Below are 18,575 nucleotides of genomic sequence, written 5' to 3' on the forward strand. Positions count from 1 at the left end.
TTAAAAGAAGCAGCGGCGGACCAAGACTTGATAAATAAAGTCTTAGACTGCCGCTGTTGTCGTTCCAATAACGTTCCCCGTGAGCAATCACCTTAAGTGACAAGGTTATCTTACCGTCTGGTAAACGAGACCTATGGCTCCAGAATCAAAGGTCTTGTTTTCGATTAGCTTAAGATTTCTCTTCTCCTTGAGACCTTGGAATAATGGCAATCCCTTACCGATCAGGACGGGAGAAACCGTAATTTTATACTCATCAATTAAATCAAGCTGCATAAGGTGGTGTGCGAATCTAGGACTGCCGAGGATGACCATATCCTTGCCGGGCTGCTGTTTGAGGATATTGATCTCTTTCTCGACAGCTTCTTTCACGAGTCTGGAATTATTCCATTCGACTTTCTCCAGCGTCGTGGAAAAAACGATTTTGGCTGTCTTTTCGATCCACTCGGCATGATTCCGTTCATACTGCGAAGCTGATGGGTCCGAAGGGACAGATGGCCAGTAACTGTGCATCATCTGATAAGTCCCACGTCCCCAAATGACAGTGTCGGCAGTACTCAGAATTTCTTTCGCATGGTTCTCCAGATCAGCATCGTAGGAAACCCAGCCAATGTCCATTTCACCATTCGGCCCTTCTACAAAACCGTCAAGCGATGCGTGAAGAAATAGAACGAGTTTTCTCATTTTCAGTTCTCCTTTGTTCATGAGGGATATCTACATTAGACATTAACTACATTTTAGCAGAATTCAACTTGGGTTGTTTCTTATGGATTGCTAATCTCAAACGCTTTTTTCTTCACTTTGGTATTTTTATCCACATCAACATTTTAGCAAACATACGTTCGTTTGTAAATGTACCTTTTTCTATTAATAAGTAAGGCTCTTCCATTCTCTTGAAAGCCTGCGGGCACTGCTATAGTTGGATAACCTGCTCTAGCACTTAAATCAGCTCCGACATAAGCAGGAAACAGGATTGCATCCAATCCTTACTTTTCTAAAGCATGATCGATCCCCATATTTTGCGAATAATATAAGCCAGAGATAGACTCTACAATATATTCCGAATGATTCAACGGTTTATCTAGCTGTGATCGATAGTCCAGCATATCTTGTCCATATTTCAAAGCCTTTTCCGAATTCCGCTCGTTCCATTCCATCCATTCATTTAGGTTATGGACAGGAAGTTGAGCCGGAAGGTTATATAAGTAATTTTCAACGGAAGCGGCAGAACCCGTACTGGAACCTCCCGGAAAATGATCACCGTATGGATTTTTGGTTTGTCCTCCTATTGAGCTATACCCAGCCCACATGGATGATGACATCCCATTTGCCCATTCCGTCATATTTGTTTTTGCAAGTATAATGGCCCCAGCATCCCTTAGTTTTTGGACAAGAAAAGCATCGTTCGAGCTAACATGGTTTTCCAAAGCTAATGCGCCCGCAGTTATATGCATTTTATCATTCGTTTCAATATTTCCTTTCAATAATACAGGCACACCATGTAGAAGACTTCGTGCTCCGCTTAATTTCCTTTCCTGATCTAATGCCTCGGCACTATAAATCGCATCTGGATTCATTTCCATAATAGAGTTTATCATGGGACCACTCTGGTCAAACGTTAATAGTGTCATGTTCATATATTTTGGTGGGCCGTCCCCACTCGAAGTTATCCAGACCTATTTCCTTAAATCCATATTTCTCATAATAAAGAATATGATCCGTCGCCAAGTAGACTTTTGCATAACCTAGTTGCCCAGCTATTTTTCTGGCATGCTCCAACAAAACGGCTCCCAGTGCTTTACCCCTCTCACTTTCGTCAATAAACAATGGCGCAATCCAAGGTGATAAATCTTTTCGAGTTATAAATTCCTGCTCAATTAATTGATAAAACCCGATGATTACATCATGTTTCAACAGCAAAAATGTAAAAGGAAACTCCTCATCTTTTGAGATTAAACTTTCTTGTATATTGGGGAGCACAACTTGTTGTACTTTTGGCCATCGTTCTTTGACATACTCAATAAGCTCATTTTGGCGAAGAGGACATTCTTGTAAGGATTTAATATCTAGCATCTAACCATCCCTTCTTGTAAAAAGAAATTCCTATACCCATGCCTGCTCTCACAATAGTCATCCACCAGCTCTCAAAATGCAGAGCAGCAAGCCCCGAGTCGGGCTTGCTGTAGGTTGTAAATACTAAAGTAGTTTATAACGCTGGTTCACTTCATTACTTGGAAACCGGTGTATAGATCAGGCAGCGCAGAGTCTTCTCCGGATAGCGCAGCTCTACCGTGTAGGAGCTACCGTCTTTCAGTTTGACCAAGACCGCTACTACTCCGCTTTTGTCATATGCACTGTCTTTAATGATAGAGGAGCTGGTTATCGCACGGGTCTCGCCCTGCTTGTCCACCACAATGGATTTAGCGGCTTGAAGCCAGCTGGAATCCTGGCTAATCTGTTTATTCATAGCGGCTGTAATCGGAGTTCTCTTATAGGACAGGTCCACTATCGTGGTATCAAGTACGGTCCCGCTCTTTGCATCCACGAACGTATTATACATGAAATAAGACTTATCCTGAGCCCGCAGTGTCTCTGCACGGTAAGGTAGAAAATTAACGAACCATTGCCCTTTCGAATCAGGAAAAGGTTTATAATATGAGGTCTGAGCCTGCAACTTTGAGAGATCGACACCGAATAGACGGCTTACGCTCTCTTCTGCTCTGCGTAGGGCTTCATCCTGACTGATGTCCTTCTTATCTGGCTGTGCCACGACAAGATTGAGGCTTACCACATAATTAAAGCGATAATTCCAGTCGATCAATTGCAGCATTTCTTCATCAGTCAGTTCGCGCTTAGGAATTACATAGGTAAATTTGCTTTGATCCAGATAAAATTCGGAACTCCCTGATTTCAAAGGTAGCTTCTGCTTGGGCCGTAAGCCATCGTACTTGTATTGATCATCCAATAACATCCGCCGCTTATTCTCCTGGTCCGAAAATTGCCGCGTAAGCTGCTCATCCTTGCCAGTGAGCCTGGCCTTCTCTGCATACTCATTAATCTGCTTAATTTCTTCAGCAGTGACTGTGCGCTCAAAATACGACTTGATCGTCGAGACCGGTGTTTTGGTTGCAACCTTAAGTACCGGGATCTGGCTGCTCGCCAGTTGAACAGCTGGCTTCTGGTTGAGTTCTTGCGTGTAGGAAACGTTCGCTTGAGACACATTCTGGTTCACTGTAGTATAAGCGACGATTGTGGGCACTGCCAAAGCAGTGAGGGCTAGCAGACCACTGGATATCGCGATCACCCCGAGGGCTGATTTCACATCTTTACTCTTCATTTCTCATAACCTCCATAGTGTAAGTGGGCTTGACTTACATGTACTTTAAGATACGAATGTTATAAAGTACGAAGCCCCTTGTTATGAAGTTGTAAAATCATTTACAGACTCGTTTTAAATATTGGAGCCAAGCAACAGATCAAGGATAGGGAAGCATACACTGCCCATGTTGACATAGTCACAATTACTCATAACAGAAATAGCGATTTTTTTATCAGGAAGCAGGAACAGATTGCTTAAGAATCCAGTATCCCAGCCGGAATGTGAGAGAATACGAGAACCCTTATATTCTCCTAGAAACCAGCCCAATCCTATCTGTGCATTTTCCGAATCATAGCCCGTTTGTGCATGAGGTTTCCACATTTCATTATAGCTACCTGGCTGGAGGACTTCATTGCCGTTCCCGGCTGTTCCACCGTTTAGATGCATCAGCAGATATTGGCACATATCTTCGGCATGGGTATATAAAGTGGAGCTAGGTGCATGAGCCCTGTTATATGGAAAAACACTACTAACGCAGCCACCACATTCATGGGTAGCTCCAAGCACATGAGGTGCAGCAATATAAGCTTCAACCTCCTGTTTAAGAAAAGAACTGGACTGCATTCCTGTCGGTTTCAGAATATTTTTTTCCATATACTGCTCGAAGCTCATATCGCTGACTTTTGCTATCATATCTCCCAAGATCTCATATCCTATATTACTATAGGCAAATTTCTCTCCCGGTTGGCTTAACAGCTTGTGGTGACCTATCCCTTTTACATATCGTTCAAGACTTTGCTCGTCGTATTCAGGGCGGTCCCACGCGTAATCTTCCTCATCAGGCATACCAGAGGTATGATTCATAAGCTGTCTTATTGTTATATTTTGATACCGCTCATCCTCTAACTTAAAATATGACAGATATTTAGTGATGGGAGCATCCAATTCTACCTTACCACGCTCAACTAATTGCATAATGGCGGTTGCTACGAAGGTTTTGGAGACAGAGGCTTGGTGAAACAAAGTGCCACGAACTACAGGATCACCCGTCGATAAATTTGCCGTCCCATATTCACCAGTAAACAGAACTTGGTTGTCCTTTACGATTCCGGCCGCTAATCCCGGAAACTTTTCATTTTCCACAGACTTGATTAGCATTTCATGCAAAATATCCTCTAACTTCTGATTCGTGTACAATTTGACCTCCCCAATGACAATAAAGCACCATTTTCAATAAATTCACCCATACAAATAATAACATCTTATCAACCCTTTATCTGGTAATAAATAATTATAATCAAATAAACAGGTGCTTACTTGAAAAGGCAGCAATTCATTCCCCGAGCTTCCGAGCCAGCCTCCAATTAGAGGACCCACAACGCGTGGTCTTCCTACCTTGCTAATAATATCCACGAATCGTCTTCGCCTGCCCTTCAACAATCATAGATTTTACAGCTGAAACAGACGGTTGCCGCAGCTTGATAACCTCTAAAGACTCAGTAACGATAGCATCCGCGGCTGATTTCCGGGAAAAGTTCTTCATATCCTGCACCTTTTCATCCCTGTACCCCGGATGCTCCAATCTCTGAAGCTGCTCTACTAACTGCTCCCCGTTTCGGGCAATCTCTATTAAATTGTGCTCAGACAACCATTCTGCATTGCCTGCCTCCTGCCCGGGGAGCGGACGATAGACAATTACAGGAAGTGCTAGAGCCATCGCCTCAGTCAAGGTAATCCCCCCTGCTTTGGTCAACAGACAGGAGGATATGCACATTAGCTCCTGCATTTCTTCTGTATAACCCCGTATATGTACCCGAGGATTCCCTTGAAAAAGCTCTTCCGTAGCCATCATGAGCTTATGATTATTCCCGCACAATACCATTACATCGAAGTTTGATAGCTGCAGCACCCTCATTATTAAATGGTTAATATCACTCAACACGCCGTAAGCTCCTGCCGCAAGTAATAGATAATGCCGATTTCCATCTAGTCCATGCTTACGTAAAAGGGCTTCACGTTCCTGAGTCTGTTCAAAAGCTTCACGAATCGGAATCCCGCTAACCACAAGCTTTTCTTCAGCAATACCTAATGACATCAGTTCTGCTTTCATGCTTTCCGTAGCGATAAAATACTTTGTGGTTTGTGGATGAAGCCATCTGCCATGAACCACATAATCCGTCATGACAGTGAAAAGGGGGATCCGTCTCCCCTTTGTTGATGCAAGCTCTGCAGCGGCCAAATAAGGAAAGGTATGAATGATAATATCCGGTCCGATCTCGTCGATGATCCTTTGCACTTTCCGCTTGCCCATAGAATGAATCCATCTGCCCATGAACTGGTCTGGGTTCATCTTGCTCGTCAACTTGTACACTAATCCATAAAATTCTTGAGTATAACCTGTGCTGTTCAGGTAGAATCTGCGGGACAGCTCATTCAGAGTAGGGTAGACTGCAGCGAAAAGATCCAAGGTGACAATCCGGCTGATCCCTCTACGTCTAAAAGAATGATCAATCGCTTCTGCTACTTTGAGATGCCCGTCTCCAAATGCCGAAGTTACAATAAGCACTTTAGGATCTGTGTTCATGAGAAAGCTCCTTTTTCGCTTGGCCTTCTCTAACTCTAACTCTGAATCGTAAACAGATAGTGATGAGATCCTCAACAGAATATTAACTTCAACATTTTCATAGCGCGAAGCAAACGAAGAAATCCGCAGAAAAAAACACAGTGCATCAACCTCCAGTAACGATAGGATTAATGTTCTGTGTTTAGTTAAAGGCCAACTGAACCTTCTGGTGGGTTATGAGGAGCTACTTATGAAAAGACCATAATTGCTTTTGCGAAAATTTGTGAATGGAGTTTTTGTTTTTCATCCATGTATTTCCTTTCACTATTAAAATATAAACAGCTATGGCAAAATAAATTGCGCTCCAAATCCAGTCTGAGAGGGTTATTAAATGATGCTCATATAAGTAGTTGATGTACCAGATCCCCACCGGCAAATGCACAAAAATTGCGGAGACTAATCCTGGATTATACATGCTTTTTGCTCTTATATTAATGACGACTCCATGGAAAATGATTTGGAAAAAGCCCATTAAAACAGGTGCCATCCCCAGCCATACTACTGACGGGAAGAATACAGGGAGCAAGTAGAACACATAGGCGATGACCACATTAATAATCATTGCCGACTGTTTATTTAATGGATAGTTGTCAGGGGATTCACTTTTAAAAAGGGCTATATTGAATATGCCTGGAAAGTACCCTGGCCAGCGGTATTCCTCAAATTGATGAAGAAGGATCGCCACAAAGCTTAACCATAATATGCTGTTTATCCGCGGTATTGTTTCCCAATTCATTAGAAGATACATGCATATAACAATGCCAATGAATAGTCCTATATCCTGCCAATATTTTCTTAAAAAATTCATTTAATCACCTCAATCTGAGTTTATTAATGAAAGTATCTTGCAAAGAGCAGGTCAATCTGTTCCTCTATAGGTGCAATCTTCACGGAAGCTCCTGTTTCTAGAATAGGACTCATAAGTGCCGGTAGAAAAAGCGCTCCAAAAATCTGCATCGTCATGGTCATCAGGTGCTCTGGCTGCTGTTCATCGGTTAACTCTCTTAAAGTATTTTGTATCTTAGGAAACCCTAATAGATTCAAAAATGATCCATATTCATGCTGGGAGGAGAAAACGGTCTTGCCCATCAGGATGATTCTGGAGAGCAATTCGGGATATTGAAGGATCACTTGCAAATAATCCAGTAAAAATTGCCTCAATCTATCTCGTGAGGATATAGAGAAATCGTCAAGTATGGCAAAGGTATGCTGAAAGCTGTTCAATATCAATTTGACGGACTCGCTAAACAAGTTTTCTTTGGACCCAAAGTAATAGTTAACTAGAGCAACATTCGTGCTTGAGGCTTCTGCAATTTTTTTTATAGTGATCCTTTCAAAGCCTTCTTGTTTGGTCAACTCCAGTGTGGCACGCATAATCTTCTCTTTTGTTTCCAACTTTTTGTCTGTCTCCATACGCAACCTCCAAGTATATCTCCTTTGATTTAAATGACATTTAAAATAACGTTTAAATTTAGTATAGCAATCTTTTTCCTTTTTGCAACTTTTATTTATCCGGAATCAAACCAAGTTTAAATGAAAAAGCAGCCGGTTGTTTGAGCGGCTGCTTACATGTTTTTATTAAATTAACGTTTCCTGTTAGCTTAATTGATTACCTTTGAAAAGTAGTCTGTATTTGATATATATCCATAAATGAAAAATGTATTATTTTCTTCTCTATACGGAATTCTTAATTCATGTAAAATCGAAAGAAATTCTTTACTTATGTCAATTAATTCAGGAGGAAGCAGATTCCCCTTGTGCTTCTGATACCTTGGTCTAACCCGTATCCATTCTACAGAAAAAAAAGGTGAAAGTCCTTCTATCCAATCCCCTAAATACCAGACGTCGTTTTCGAAGTTCTCTGGATAAAGTATATCGTCTAAGACATACTTAGCTTGATATGGAGGGGTAAAAGGTAGTTTATTTAGTACATCACTTTGTAAGTTTCCCCACTTAGTGTCATTCATAACTGAACATAGTTGTTTCTGTTTAATAACTTCATGTACCCTTTTTTTAAAATCCTGTTCATAACCCACAATCAAAAATCCTCCTGAATAAACAACATAAATCCCACGCTGACCTGCCTGTGTGTCATTATTGAGTTATCGTTTCCCGGTAAATTAATTCAAAATTAGTCAAGTTTAATAATCTTATCAAAGCAGTATGAATCTTTGTCATAGCCATTATGCACATAGAAAGCATGGGCGTCGATTCGCTTAAATCCGCTACATAAAATAATACTTGAAATTCCCATTTCTTTAGCATAATTCTCAGTGTGTCTTAGTAGTTCTGTACCTATCCCACTATGCTGTAATTCCTTTTTAACGGCAAGCCCTTGAATATGTAGATAACCATTCGAAGACCCTACGGATAACGCCTGAACTATAGTGACAAAACCAACCACTTCATTTTCAAATAATGCAACGAATGTTTTATAATTCCCAGCCTTATTCATGTTTTCCATAGTAACTCGAAAATTTTCAATATTAACATTGCGAACACCAAGTACATCATTCCATAAAAAAACAACTTCAGTGTAATCATTTGCTACAACTTCTCGTATCTTAATTTCCATCGCCCCCTTATAGAAATATTCAAGCAAAGGATTCGACAATTGATGAAGCAATCCTGCCCGTTACTTCAACAAATAAAAAAGGAGCATTGCCATGGCAATGCTCCTCAGCTATCGTTTCCCGTAAGCTTGATAGATTGCCTCTTTTTCAGCCTGCAATCCCTAGAATCCAATCTCTCATTAGTTTGTTGATTTATAATATTCTGATAAAATGCCCTCTAAAACTTGCTTATAATCGTTTTTATTATAAGAAGAGTTATCAACTTTTATCTTGGTAATGTTTAATCTGGTAAAAATCTCTTCTTCTAGTTCCCTTCTTGCTTTAAGAACCTGCAGTGTTCCATCTAACCCTTTATAATTTTGTGTTTTTCCATACCCCTGGTTCGTGTAATATTCAATAAATCCCTCTGACCATTCCTGAGGTCTTTCCTTTACAGCCTTTCTGAAAGAATGATCAAGATCATTCTGCTGTACGTATATCAACAATGGATTCAGCCGCTCTACAATTATTGCCAGTTCAATAACATAACTTATAACGTCTTCCTTCTTCGCACCATGTTTAATCATGCCTATAGTTACAGGGTTTTGTATAAAACAACAATCAAAAACAAAGGTGTCTGCGCCATACAAAACACGATCCGCAAACTTCGTCCATCGTTCTGTTATCAGTTTCCTATTTTGATCTAGCGGCAATTCATAAATATCATGTTTAAAAACTGCGCGATGCAATTCATCTGGAAAACTTGACCAGACTTCGCTTTTTATTTTCCGATATTCTAGGAAGTAATCGTTATCTTGTTGAATCATTAGATTACTCAACAAATCTTTAAACTTTTTATGGGTATTCAATAATTCATCCCATTCAGTTTTCTTAAAGAAAGCGACTCCATCATAATCAGCTGGATGTTCCAAATTCCCTTCTAAAAAAAGCTGAGATGTAATGTTCACTTCCGTAAAAATTTCATGAACGAGCTGAGCAGTTGTTGTTTTGCCAGATCCTGGCATCCCCTCAATTAAGACTAATTTCGATCGCATAATAAAGTTCCTCCACTCGCTAGTAGAAGGATAAACAGGTAGGAATCATTAGAGATGCGTTTTCCCACGAATAAAAGCGAATACCATCAGGTATCCGCAGGATGGGTATATGATACACCTTTCCCTGCACACCTTGTAAGATTAAAGAAAAGCACACCTAATAAAATAGTGTAATCACTATTTCAGGCATTCCTTCAAATTGTTAATCTTTACAGAGTATTCCACATGATAAGGTTTATGCTCCTTTGTTAGCATCTCTATTGTTTAGATTAACAGTAAGCATAGGTAAATACAATCAGGGACTTTCTAAACAATCCTGCCCGTTAGCTTAACGGAACTTCGATATTATTAGCTCTAATTATGCACTTTCTCTGGTTTAGCCCCTCCATGCTGCTCCTTATTCCGAGAGGCTATAATCTGCATTATCTTGCTACATTGCTACATTAATAATATGAATCGGAAGTTCATATGAGAGCAATGCAAGAATTCTTATAAAATCTCACGAATATGCAGTGCTTCGCATATGCAAAAAACGCTCAGGACTGTTTCGCTATCATAGATAGCGAAACAGTCCTGAGCGTAATATCTGTGTTCGTTTAATTCATCATACTGGCAGCAATACGGATGACCTCATCCTTGGTCAACTCAGATTTCTCCTGGCGAACCGACACATTATAGATGATCTGCGCTTCCGGGTCAGACCAGACTAGTCTATACTTATACCCCAGGTCAATCTTTTCGTTGCTGGAAGGTTCGAGATAAATGAGCTGCTTGCCGCCAATATCAATATTCTCCACCTTTGTCGTTTTGGTCCACATCAGGCTTTCTACCGGTGTAGCTTTTTCATCAACACGTGAGGCACTGATTCTCACCTGAATCTTCCCCTTCTTGTACACAAGTGTAGAAGAATCATAGGCAATATTCTCCGCCTTCTCCCGTTTCCAAGTCATCCGGAAGTTGTCTCCTAGGTCTATCTCGCTTTCACCTTTAAACTGCTTGTCATCTTCGACCTTTATAAAAGAAGGCTTGATAAACGCCTCGTCCAAGGTATACCCGTCCGGCATATATCCCGGTTGCTTCACTTCGGGAGCATGGTGCTTCTCAACACTGGTCTTATAAGTGGAATAGTCCTTGACTATGATCGGCGGGCAGTATAACCCAAGATGAGATTCTTCTTTCCCGTCTTCACGTTTGATAACATAGGTGGCATACTCTCCAGGAAGCAGCAACTTCTCAATGGCATTGTAGCCCTTTGCATATTTCATCTTGTAGAGTTCATCCTCTTTGCTCAGCTGCGCTTTGGCCGGCCAGGGAATCAAGGGTTCATTCGGCTTCTCTATCATTCCACCTGATTTCGTTGCCAGAAGTGGCTTATAGGGCAGCACCTTGTACTGAATTTGGGCCCCCTGCCGGAGTTCACCGGAATACTGGGTATAACCGCCGCCCAACAAGACCATTACAAGTAGTGCCGCCACCCAGCCCTGCACCGGAATCCGCAGGATTCTCCTCCGGCTCCGCCCCGTTCCGGCTTCTGTCTTTAGCCTGCGCATAACGTTAGGAGCCCCTTCGTTTGACGGAAGTGTCTGCAGAGGGGTCTGCTCTTCTGCAGCAGGTAAGATCCCGCCAAGCCCGAGCGCTGTCATTACCTGTTCATGAACATCAACGGGGATGAAATTGGCGGACCGGTCTCCGTGCTTCAGAAACCGCTCCTCCGAGGTTAATTCACTCTTGTCCATAGTTGTTTCTCCTTTCTCTCCAACACCTTTTTAAGCTTGCCTTTGGTCCGTTCATATCTTTTGCGTACGGTAGCCGTACTGACACCCAGAATTTCGCCGATTTCCGCAAACGATTTATCTTCATAAATACGCAGAATCAACAAATTCCGGTCTTCCACATTCAGCTTCCCCAGGGCGGTCGAGACTGGCTCGCTGAACAGGCGGTCCTCGACCATTTGTTCGGCACTGTTCACCGCAACCTCCTGCCAGAGCAGCTTGCGCAATTGAAACTGAAATTTCTGCCGCCGCAACTGATTCAGACAATGGTGGTACGCGATCTTGTAGAGCCATGATACGAAATCCGCCTGCGGCTTGTATTGCCCGATATTCTGATAGGCCTTAATCAGGACATCCTGCACCGCATCCTCCGCCTCTTCCCTGCTGTTCAGCATCCGGAAGCAGTAGAGGTATATCCGCTGCTGGTACAGCTTGATTACATCTGAGAACAGGCGGGCATCTCCGGCCTGTATTCTGCTAATCTTCTCTTCCATAGAATCCACGTTGGTCTCCTTTCTTCTATTTCTTCTGTTTCTATAGATATAACACTTGAGTAGCCTCAGGCGTGACATTTATTTCTTCCGGCTGCACAGCAAATGAGACCTACAGATGAATCCCGGTTGGTGATCCGCTTGAACATGTGCATCACCTTCTCAGCCAGGTTCCTGTTTTTCCAGTATTGGACTGCATCGGCATGGACCTTAATCAGAATTACATCCGGGTCATCATAGCCGGTCTTCAGGAGCGCCCCGCAAATAAAGGCAGGACCAACATTGGTGGGGGTTGGCGGCAGTGACTTTCTCTCGCTGGACTTTCCTAGGGATCGGTAACGTAAATGGAGTTACACTTAGCTTAGCTGGCAGCTGACAGCAGCCTGACTCCACGATGTAGAATCCGGTACTTTTACTACAAGCTAGCCGCTCTGGGCACCCTTGAACCCCTCGCGGACAAGAACACCAAAATACTTTTGGCCGACAAACTTCTCGCCATGAACTATCCAATAGTAACGATAGCACGTATCGTGATCCATTTTTCTCGTCCTAAGTATGCCAATCTGGTCGTAATAACGCAGTGTCATCTCCTATCTACAACATAATGTGAGTATACAGTTTCCCGTGCTGAGAAACGTCAATGATGCTTTTATTCATTCGAGAAATTACTCTTAGATGAACAAAAGCAGCCGATCGTGTTGATCGGCTGCCTTCTTGTTTTTATTAAGATATCGTTTCACTCTAGCTTAAAGTTCAGGTAATGAATCGACATGTGATTCGACTTCAAAAATAAATTCTTCGAGGTTATCGCTTCTAATATCTGACAGTAATCAAATAAACACTCAACATCAGCTCTGTCCATTAAATTGGAATGCTGATACTCAGTCCCAGATGGCTCTGGAAAAATTCGGCGATAAAGTTCTCTTTGTCGTTCTCCAATCCATTTCTTATTTAAACCATAGTAGTTTTAGTCCTACTGCTCATTTTTTTAAATAGTAAGCTAGCAAGAAGTAAAGCTATGCATACAGCGGCAAAACCCAGCCAATTCAAATATAGGACAGAGGTACGACTGATGACTAACCCGCCTAATCCAGATCCCAGTGCAAAGCCAAATTGGATGAACGAAGTATTTACACTAAGAGCAATGTCCGGATTTCGAGGCGCCAGAGTAACCAGATATAGTTGCTGGGCTGGGGAAATACTCCACGTTGCTAACATAAAAATCATTAAAACCAAGATTAAAACCAACAGATTGACTCCGGCTAGAGCAAATAAAAGCAGAGTCGCTCCTTGTAACAGAAGCCCGAGACAAATGGTAAATTTCGATCCCTTTGCATCTGCCAGTTGTCCGCCCAGCCTTGATCCGACAAAGCTGCAAATGCCCGCCAGGAACAGAACACCGCTAATTTCGGTCATGGAAAGAGAGGACGTGGCTTGCAAGAAAGGCGTAATATAAGTAAACAGTGTAGAATAGCCGCCGACATAAAATAACGTAATAACCAAGGCCATCAGAATGGTTGGATTTTTTAAAATAGAGAGCTGCATTCTGAGGGTAACCTTTTCCTCTTCTTTGATTGCCGGAACCTTTTTATAGATGATAAGTAATGGAAGAATACTTAATAATCCGATTAAAACAAATAGCACTCTCCATCCAAACATCTCACTAAAAAATGTGCCCACAGGAACACCAAGCACTAGTGAACTGCTAAGCCCCATCAAAATGATACCGATGGCATTGCCCCTTTTTTCTTTTTCAACGAGTCGGGTCGCTATTGCCATGGCTACAACGGTAGCGATTCCTCCGCTAGCCCCTTGGATAATACGTATCCATAGTACTGTTTCATAAGCAAGATCTACAAACATAAGTCCGTTGCTGGCAATAAACACACCTAGGGTGGTCATTAGTAGTTTCTTGCGATCTGCATTGATCGTTAATGCAATCAAAACCGGAGCGACAATGGCTGCAGAGAGGGCAAACACAGTCACCAATAATCCAACTTCAGAAGTAGATACTCCCAAGTCCACAGCAATCATCTCAATAACTCCTGTAATAATATATTCAATGGTTCCAATCAGAAAAACAGCCAGTGCCAGAATATAAATGATCCGTTTATTTTTCAATTTCCCCCACTCCACTTCTTCTGTTATCTATTTATAATGGGAATTTGTATTTCTATGAATTGTGCATCTCGTTCTGGAGATAACGGTAAATATAACTCCCTGCCCGGTTCGTTCTCCTTGATCTGATAGTTGTTTTTCTCAATCCATTTAGCTAAATGAACACAGGCCGCACAATCAAAACTAGTATTTGAATGAAAAGCCATTGTGGCCATCATCGGTTCAGGAGGAAGAGTCCGTAGCTGAAACGGTTCTGGAAATGATCGCAGCTCACAGGTTAAAAAATACCCGACTTCAAACTCAAACTCATCCTTTTTTCCTTCGACTTCTTTCCACAAAACAACCTGAGGGCCTTGAATGAATTGACGATTTTCCGTCGTTATAAACTGATCAAATTGACGAAGCAAATCCGGAATGTCCTCTTCTTTCCCGCATGCTTTCTGATAAAGAAACAATTGAGCACCCTCTGCTTTGACTCTGATTTCTTGACCCGTTTCGAATTGCCCCTCTTTTTCTATAAGCTGCATACGTTCCTCAATCCTGACAAGTTTAGCTTGTTCCGTATCGATGATATGCTGGATTTCGCTTCTTTTCAGCTTAAACATGCCTTGAATATTTTCTAATGAAATATTTTCCTGAAGCAGCTGTTTAATTTGAGGCAATGTAAAACCCAATTCCTTATAGATTAAAATTCGGTTGAGCTCAAGGAGCTGATCTGCGGAATAGTAACGGTAGCACGTATCCTGATCCACTTTTTTCGGCCTTAGTATGCCAATCTGGTCGTAATAACGCAGTGTTTTTAAGGATACCTTGCTTAGCCTAGAAAATGCACTGATTTTGAACAAAATATCATCTCCAATCTATAACATAAGGTGAGTATACAGTTTCCCGTGCAGGGGAAAGTCAAGGATGCTTTTATTTATTTGAGAGATTACTCTTAGATGAACAAAAGCAGCTGATCGTGTTGATCGGCTGCCTTCTTGTTTATATTAAGCTTCTTTCCAAGGTTTAATTGGTGCGTTATAAGCCAATAAACGTTTTCACCTTTGCCCATCCTTCAATTATCGCACGGTGTAGCTAGGTTGGGCTATAGGTAGCTAATTCCGCGCGCGGTGTAGATAGCTTGAGCTATAGGTAGCTAATTCCGCGCACGGTGTAGATAGGTTGAGCTATAGGTAGCTAATTCCGCGCACGGTGTAGATAGCTTGAGCTATAGACGGCTAGTTTAAGCACTTGGTAGCACGTTTAGGAGCAAATTTGGCAGGCGGCGTTCTTTTCACCAACTGTTCGGACTCAGTTGCTCTTATTTCCACAATTCAGCTCGTTTTGCCACACTATCGGACTCAGTTGCAGCTATTCCCTCAAATGTACTTCTTTTCTGCGCAAATCAAGGGCAATAAGAGCTATACAGTCCGAAACCTTCGCAATATGTACCCATATGCTGAAATAGCTGCAATACGGTCCGATACGATCAAGATCGAGCAAAAGGCAGCTAGTTTCGAGACATAGGCGGCTAGTTTGAGCAACAGGTAACAAATTCTGCGCACGGAGTAGCTAGGTTGGGCTATAGGTAGCTAATTCCGCGCACGATGTAGATAGCTTGAGCTATAGACGGCTAGTTTAAGCACTTGTTAGCACGTTTAGGAGCAAATTTGGCAGGCGGCGTTCTTTTCACCAACTGTTCGGACTCAGTTGCTCTTATTTCCATAATTCAGCTCGTTTTGCCACACTATCGGACTCAGTTGCAGCTATTCGCTCAAATGTACTTCTTTTCTGCGCAAATCAAGGGCAATAAGAGCTATACAGTCCGAAACCTTCGCAATATGTACCCATATGCTGAAATAGCTGCAATACGGTCCGATACGATCAAGATCGAGCAAAAGGCAGCTAGTTTCGAGACATAGGCGGCTAGTTTGAGCAACAGGTAACAAATTCTGCGCACGGTGTAGATAGCTTGAGCTATAGTTAGCTAATTCTGCGCACGGTGTAGATAGCTTGAGCTATAGGCGGCTAGTTTAAACACTGGGTAGCACGTTTAGGAGCAAATTTGGCAGGCGGCGTTCTTTTCACCAACTGTTCGGACTCAGTTGCTCTTATTTCCACAATTCAGCTCGTTTTGCCAAACTATCGGACTCAGTTGCAGCTATCCCCTCAAATGTACTTCTTTTCTACGCAAATCAAGGGCAATAAGAGCTATACAGTCCGAAATCTTCGCAATATGAACCCATATGCTGAAATAGCTGCACTACGGTCCGATACGATCAAGATCGCGCAAAGGGCAGCTGATCACGCAGCTGGCTGATCGTAATTCTTGAGCTAACGTTTCCCGTTAGTGGAACAAACTACTCCCAGTAAGGAGTCCCACTAAAAAGAAATTTTTCTTTATTTACATATAACTTAAATTCCCGACTTGCTAATTTACTAATATGACTGGGTAACCACTCATTAGATTCAGGCAACCCAAGCCAAAAATTCATTGTTTCGAGTTGGGCAGCTACAAAGAAGCCTTCTAACTGTTGAACATAGTTATGAGGCAGGTCGAATTGTTTGGCGTATGATTCTAGCAACTGGCTTCTGAACGCTGGGTGGATATAAGAAAGTGCCCAACCTAAATCGAATAAATAATATCCGAACCCGCAAGCTCCAAAATCAATGGCTCTAGCTTCTTGTTTATGAAACACATAATTACTTGGAATTAAGTCTGCGTGAATTATCCCCCAGTTGCCAGGTGTTCTTTCTATATCGTTCATCATTAAAATTGCACGCTCACCGGCCAATTGCAGAATTTCCACATCATTTTTATTGAGCTCACCACCGTCAGCAAGCTGTTTGAGCTTTTCTAATGATTGTGAAATTCTAGTATTATCAAAGGATGGTCTAGTAAATGATTGCGGAACCTTCCAAATAGATGATTGTTTATGAAGCTTTCCGATCAATTCACCTACGCACTCGGCATCATTGACTGTTGGAACAAATTGTTTTTGTTCACCCTCTACCCATTTTACCAATGTACAGTTCATGTCAGCTATCTTAGTAACATATTCACCAATGTTATTTTTTATAGGTGAAGGTAACACCAGATCAGTATCATTTATTAATGATTGCAGCCAAATCATTTCTGAATGAATGACTTTTTCCTCAGACCAAATACTTTCCATCGAATCATTTTTTGATAGATGTATCCGCAAACTATAGCAGTTACTTTCCTTATCTGTCACTTTATAGATGGTGTTTGCATTTTGGCCAATATGAGCTATTGATTGATAAGTAATCGAATAACAAGTTAATGCTTCTATTGCAACATCATGAGTATTTAACATGTACTCCTCACTCCCCCTGAAACAACCGAATAAGGACATCGTACCATGACTTTTTCTAATAGTTCGGGAGAGAACTCTTATATTTATATTTTATCCACCACTTAGTTTATTAAGGTAACTTGCCCGTTAGTTGAATAAAGGCAGCCGATCACATTTACTGACGGGCTGCCTTTATCGTGTTTATGGAACTAGCGTTTCCCGTTAGCTTAACGCCATTGCCTATGCATCACCAATCTCCGATATACGTGTCTACTTTACTTTATTTAATAAGTTTGTCACCATTCTACTCAATGTCCCTTGATCGACGAAAGGAGCAAGGCTTGCCAGCAGATCTGGGCTAAGATGTTCAGCTTCGACTCCACTAATTAACTTCTCGAGATTTTCCCTGTCCAGAAAAGGTGCGAGGCTTATGATCCGGTTCGCATCAATAGTGCCATCTGCAACCCGGTCTACCAAGCGGCTTAACGTTTCTCTGCTAATAAAGGGTGCCAGCCCTTGAACGAAATGCCAGCTCAAGCTACCCTCTTCTGCTTGTTGAACCAACCGATCTACATGTTCTCTTTCAAGAAACGGGGCAATTCCAACAAGATTGTGCACTTCTAAGGAACCGTCAATCGATTTATCTACCAGTCGGCTTAATGTGTCGCTGCTGACGAATGGAGCGAGTCCAGTAATGGCATTCCACACAATTTCGCCCTCTTCTGCCTGACGAACCAGTTCATCCAATGTATCTGTTCCAAGGAACGGAGCCAGCCGCATGATCACGTCTAACTTAAGGACGCTGCTGTCTAATCGTTCTGTAACCTTATGCAGAGCGCTTGCTTTTACAAACGGTGCTACTTCTACAAGCTCTTCCACCTTCATCTCACCGGTATTGACCATCTCTGCAACTTGGTCCGGCCTGTTCTCTGCGATCTCCTCAACGATCGTTCCTAGGTGCTGGTGCTCCCGATTTTCTGAGTTGTCTCCTGCATTTAAAATGTCGTCTACCGTTTTGCCGAATAACCTCGCAAACTGCGGAAGCGTTCCGATATCCGGTAGCGAGTCGCCCCGTTCCCATTTCGATACCGCTTGATGACTTACATTCAGTTGATCGGCAAGTTCCAATTGGGTCAAATCCTGGTCTTTGCGAAGCTTCGAAATATAAGCTCCAATTTTACGCAAGTCGAGCATTGTATACCTCCAATAAAACAAAATGTACAGTGCGCACTGTCGAAAACAGCATAGCATTTCCTCAAACGCAATCCTATCAAGCGGTGGTTGAATTTTCATAGGCGCTTTATTCAACTGTCGGTAGAATTCTCCACTTTTGTCACTTTCATTTATAG

At 42.0% G+C, this 18,575-nt stretch carries 16 protein-coding genes and 1 pseudogene; all 17 read right to left on the reverse strand.

Translation table 11 applies throughout. The features are described from left to right. Nucleotides 1-105: 105 nt before the first annotated feature. The 17 genes and pseudogenes from MKY54_RS22660 to MKY54_RS22740 all read right to left on the reverse strand — a co-directional run bounded on the left by MKY54_RS22660 (nt 106) and on the right by MKY54_RS22740 (nt 18,420). A complete protein-coding gene (locus tag MKY54_RS22660; RefSeq protein WP_076279205.1) occupies nt 106-681 on the reverse strand; it encodes a dihydrofolate reductase family protein in 576 nt (191 codons plus the stop codon). A gap of 197 nt (nt 682-878) precedes the next feature. Beyond that, nucleotides 879-1,634, reverse strand: a pseudogene (locus MKY54_RS22665) (amidase family protein); the annotation flags it as partial. Then, the gene (locus MKY54_RS22670; RefSeq protein ID WP_076281350.1) at nt 1,609-2,070 is read right to left on the reverse strand and encodes a GNAT family N-acetyltransferase; all 462 of its coding nucleotides are present in this window, start codon (nt 2,068-2,070) and stop codon (nt 1,609-1,611) included. The gene MKY54_RS22670 and the pseudogene MKY54_RS22665, both read right to left, overlap by 26 nt. Nucleotides 2,071-2,224: 154 nt before the next feature. Next, nucleotides 2,225-3,334, reverse strand: a complete 1,110-nt coding sequence (locus tag MKY54_RS22675) for a hypothetical protein (RefSeq protein WP_076281349.1) — start codon at nt 3,332-3,334, stop codon at nt 2,225-2,227. A 114-nt stretch (nt 3,335-3,448) separates the two neighbouring features. Next, nucleotides 3,449-4,513, reverse strand: a complete 1,065-nt coding sequence (locus MKY54_RS22680) for a serine hydrolase domain-containing protein (RefSeq protein WP_312150155.1) — start codon at nt 4,511-4,513, stop codon at nt 3,449-3,451. Nucleotides 4,514-4,715: 202 nt separating this feature from the next. After that, nucleotides 4,716-5,900 (reverse strand): glycosyltransferase, encoded by a 1,185-nt coding sequence (locus MKY54_RS22685; protein ID WP_312150156.1) that lies wholly within the window; start codon nt 5,898-5,900, stop codon nt 4,716-4,718. A gap of 223 nt (nt 5,901-6,123) precedes the next feature. Continuing rightward, on the reverse strand, nt 6,124-6,747 hold the full coding sequence (locus MKY54_RS22690) for an HXXEE domain-containing protein (protein ID WP_076194975.1): 624 nt from the start codon (nt 6,745-6,747) through the stop codon (nt 6,124-6,126). A 23-nt stretch (nt 6,748-6,770) separates the two neighbouring features. Further along, nucleotides 6,771-7,352 (reverse strand): TetR/AcrR family transcriptional regulator, encoded by a 582-nt coding sequence (locus MKY54_RS22695; protein WP_076281345.1) that lies wholly within the window; start codon nt 7,350-7,352, stop codon nt 6,771-6,773. A 188-nt stretch (nt 7,353-7,540) separates the two neighbouring features. Further along, entirely contained in the window at nt 7,541-7,975 is a 435-nt protein-coding gene (locus MKY54_RS22700; protein WP_339188022.1) for a DUF6678 family protein, read from the reverse strand. A 95-nt stretch (nt 7,976-8,070) separates the two neighbouring features. Beyond that, the gene (locus MKY54_RS22705) at nt 8,071-8,514 is read right to left on the reverse strand and encodes a GNAT family N-acetyltransferase (protein ID WP_076281344.1); all 444 of its coding nucleotides are present in this window, start codon (nt 8,512-8,514) and stop codon (nt 8,071-8,073) included. 177 nt (nt 8,515-8,691) lie between these two features. After that, a complete protein-coding gene (locus tag MKY54_RS22710; protein WP_339188024.1) occupies nt 8,692-9,546 on the reverse strand; it encodes a hypothetical protein in 855 nt (284 codons plus the stop codon). Nucleotides 9,547-10,142: 596 nt separating this feature from the next. Further along, nucleotides 10,143-11,282, reverse strand: a complete 1,140-nt coding sequence (locus MKY54_RS22715; RefSeq protein WP_339188026.1) for a DUF4367 domain-containing protein — start codon at nt 11,280-11,282, stop codon at nt 10,143-10,145. After that, nucleotides 11,264-11,812 (reverse strand): RNA polymerase sigma factor, encoded by a 549-nt coding sequence (locus MKY54_RS22720; RefSeq protein WP_339191255.1) that lies wholly within the window; start codon nt 11,810-11,812, stop codon nt 11,264-11,266. The genes MKY54_RS22715 and MKY54_RS22720 overlap by 19 nt, the downstream gene beginning before the upstream one ends. A 948-nt stretch (nt 11,813-12,760) precedes the next feature. Next, nucleotides 12,761-13,930 (reverse strand): MFS transporter, encoded by a 1,170-nt coding sequence (locus MKY54_RS22725; RefSeq protein ID WP_339188029.1) that lies wholly within the window; start codon nt 13,928-13,930, stop codon nt 12,761-12,763. Nucleotides 13,931-13,953: 23 nt separating this feature from the next. Beyond that, the gene (locus tag MKY54_RS22730; protein WP_339188030.1) at nt 13,954-14,772 is read right to left on the reverse strand and encodes a helix-turn-helix domain-containing protein; all 819 of its coding nucleotides are present in this window, start codon (nt 14,770-14,772) and stop codon (nt 13,954-13,956) included. Nucleotides 14,773-16,269: 1,497 nt separating this feature from the next. After that, nucleotides 16,270-17,247 (reverse strand): phosphotransferase, encoded by a 978-nt coding sequence (locus tag MKY54_RS22735; protein ID WP_339188033.1) that lies wholly within the window; start codon nt 17,245-17,247, stop codon nt 16,270-16,272. 249 nt (nt 17,248-17,496) lie between these two features. Continuing rightward, complete coding sequence (locus MKY54_RS22740; RefSeq protein ID WP_076218443.1) at nt 17,497-18,420, reverse strand: helix-turn-helix transcriptional regulator; 924 nt, start codon at nt 18,418-18,420, stop codon at nt 17,497-17,499. Nucleotides 18,421-18,575 lie beyond the last annotated feature (155 nt).

The organism is Paenibacillus sp. FSL P2-0121 (genome assembly GCF_037975345.1).
GTDB classification, from domain to species: Bacteria; Bacillota; Bacilli; order Paenibacillales; family Paenibacillaceae; genus Paenibacillus_AQ; species Paenibacillus_AQ odorifer.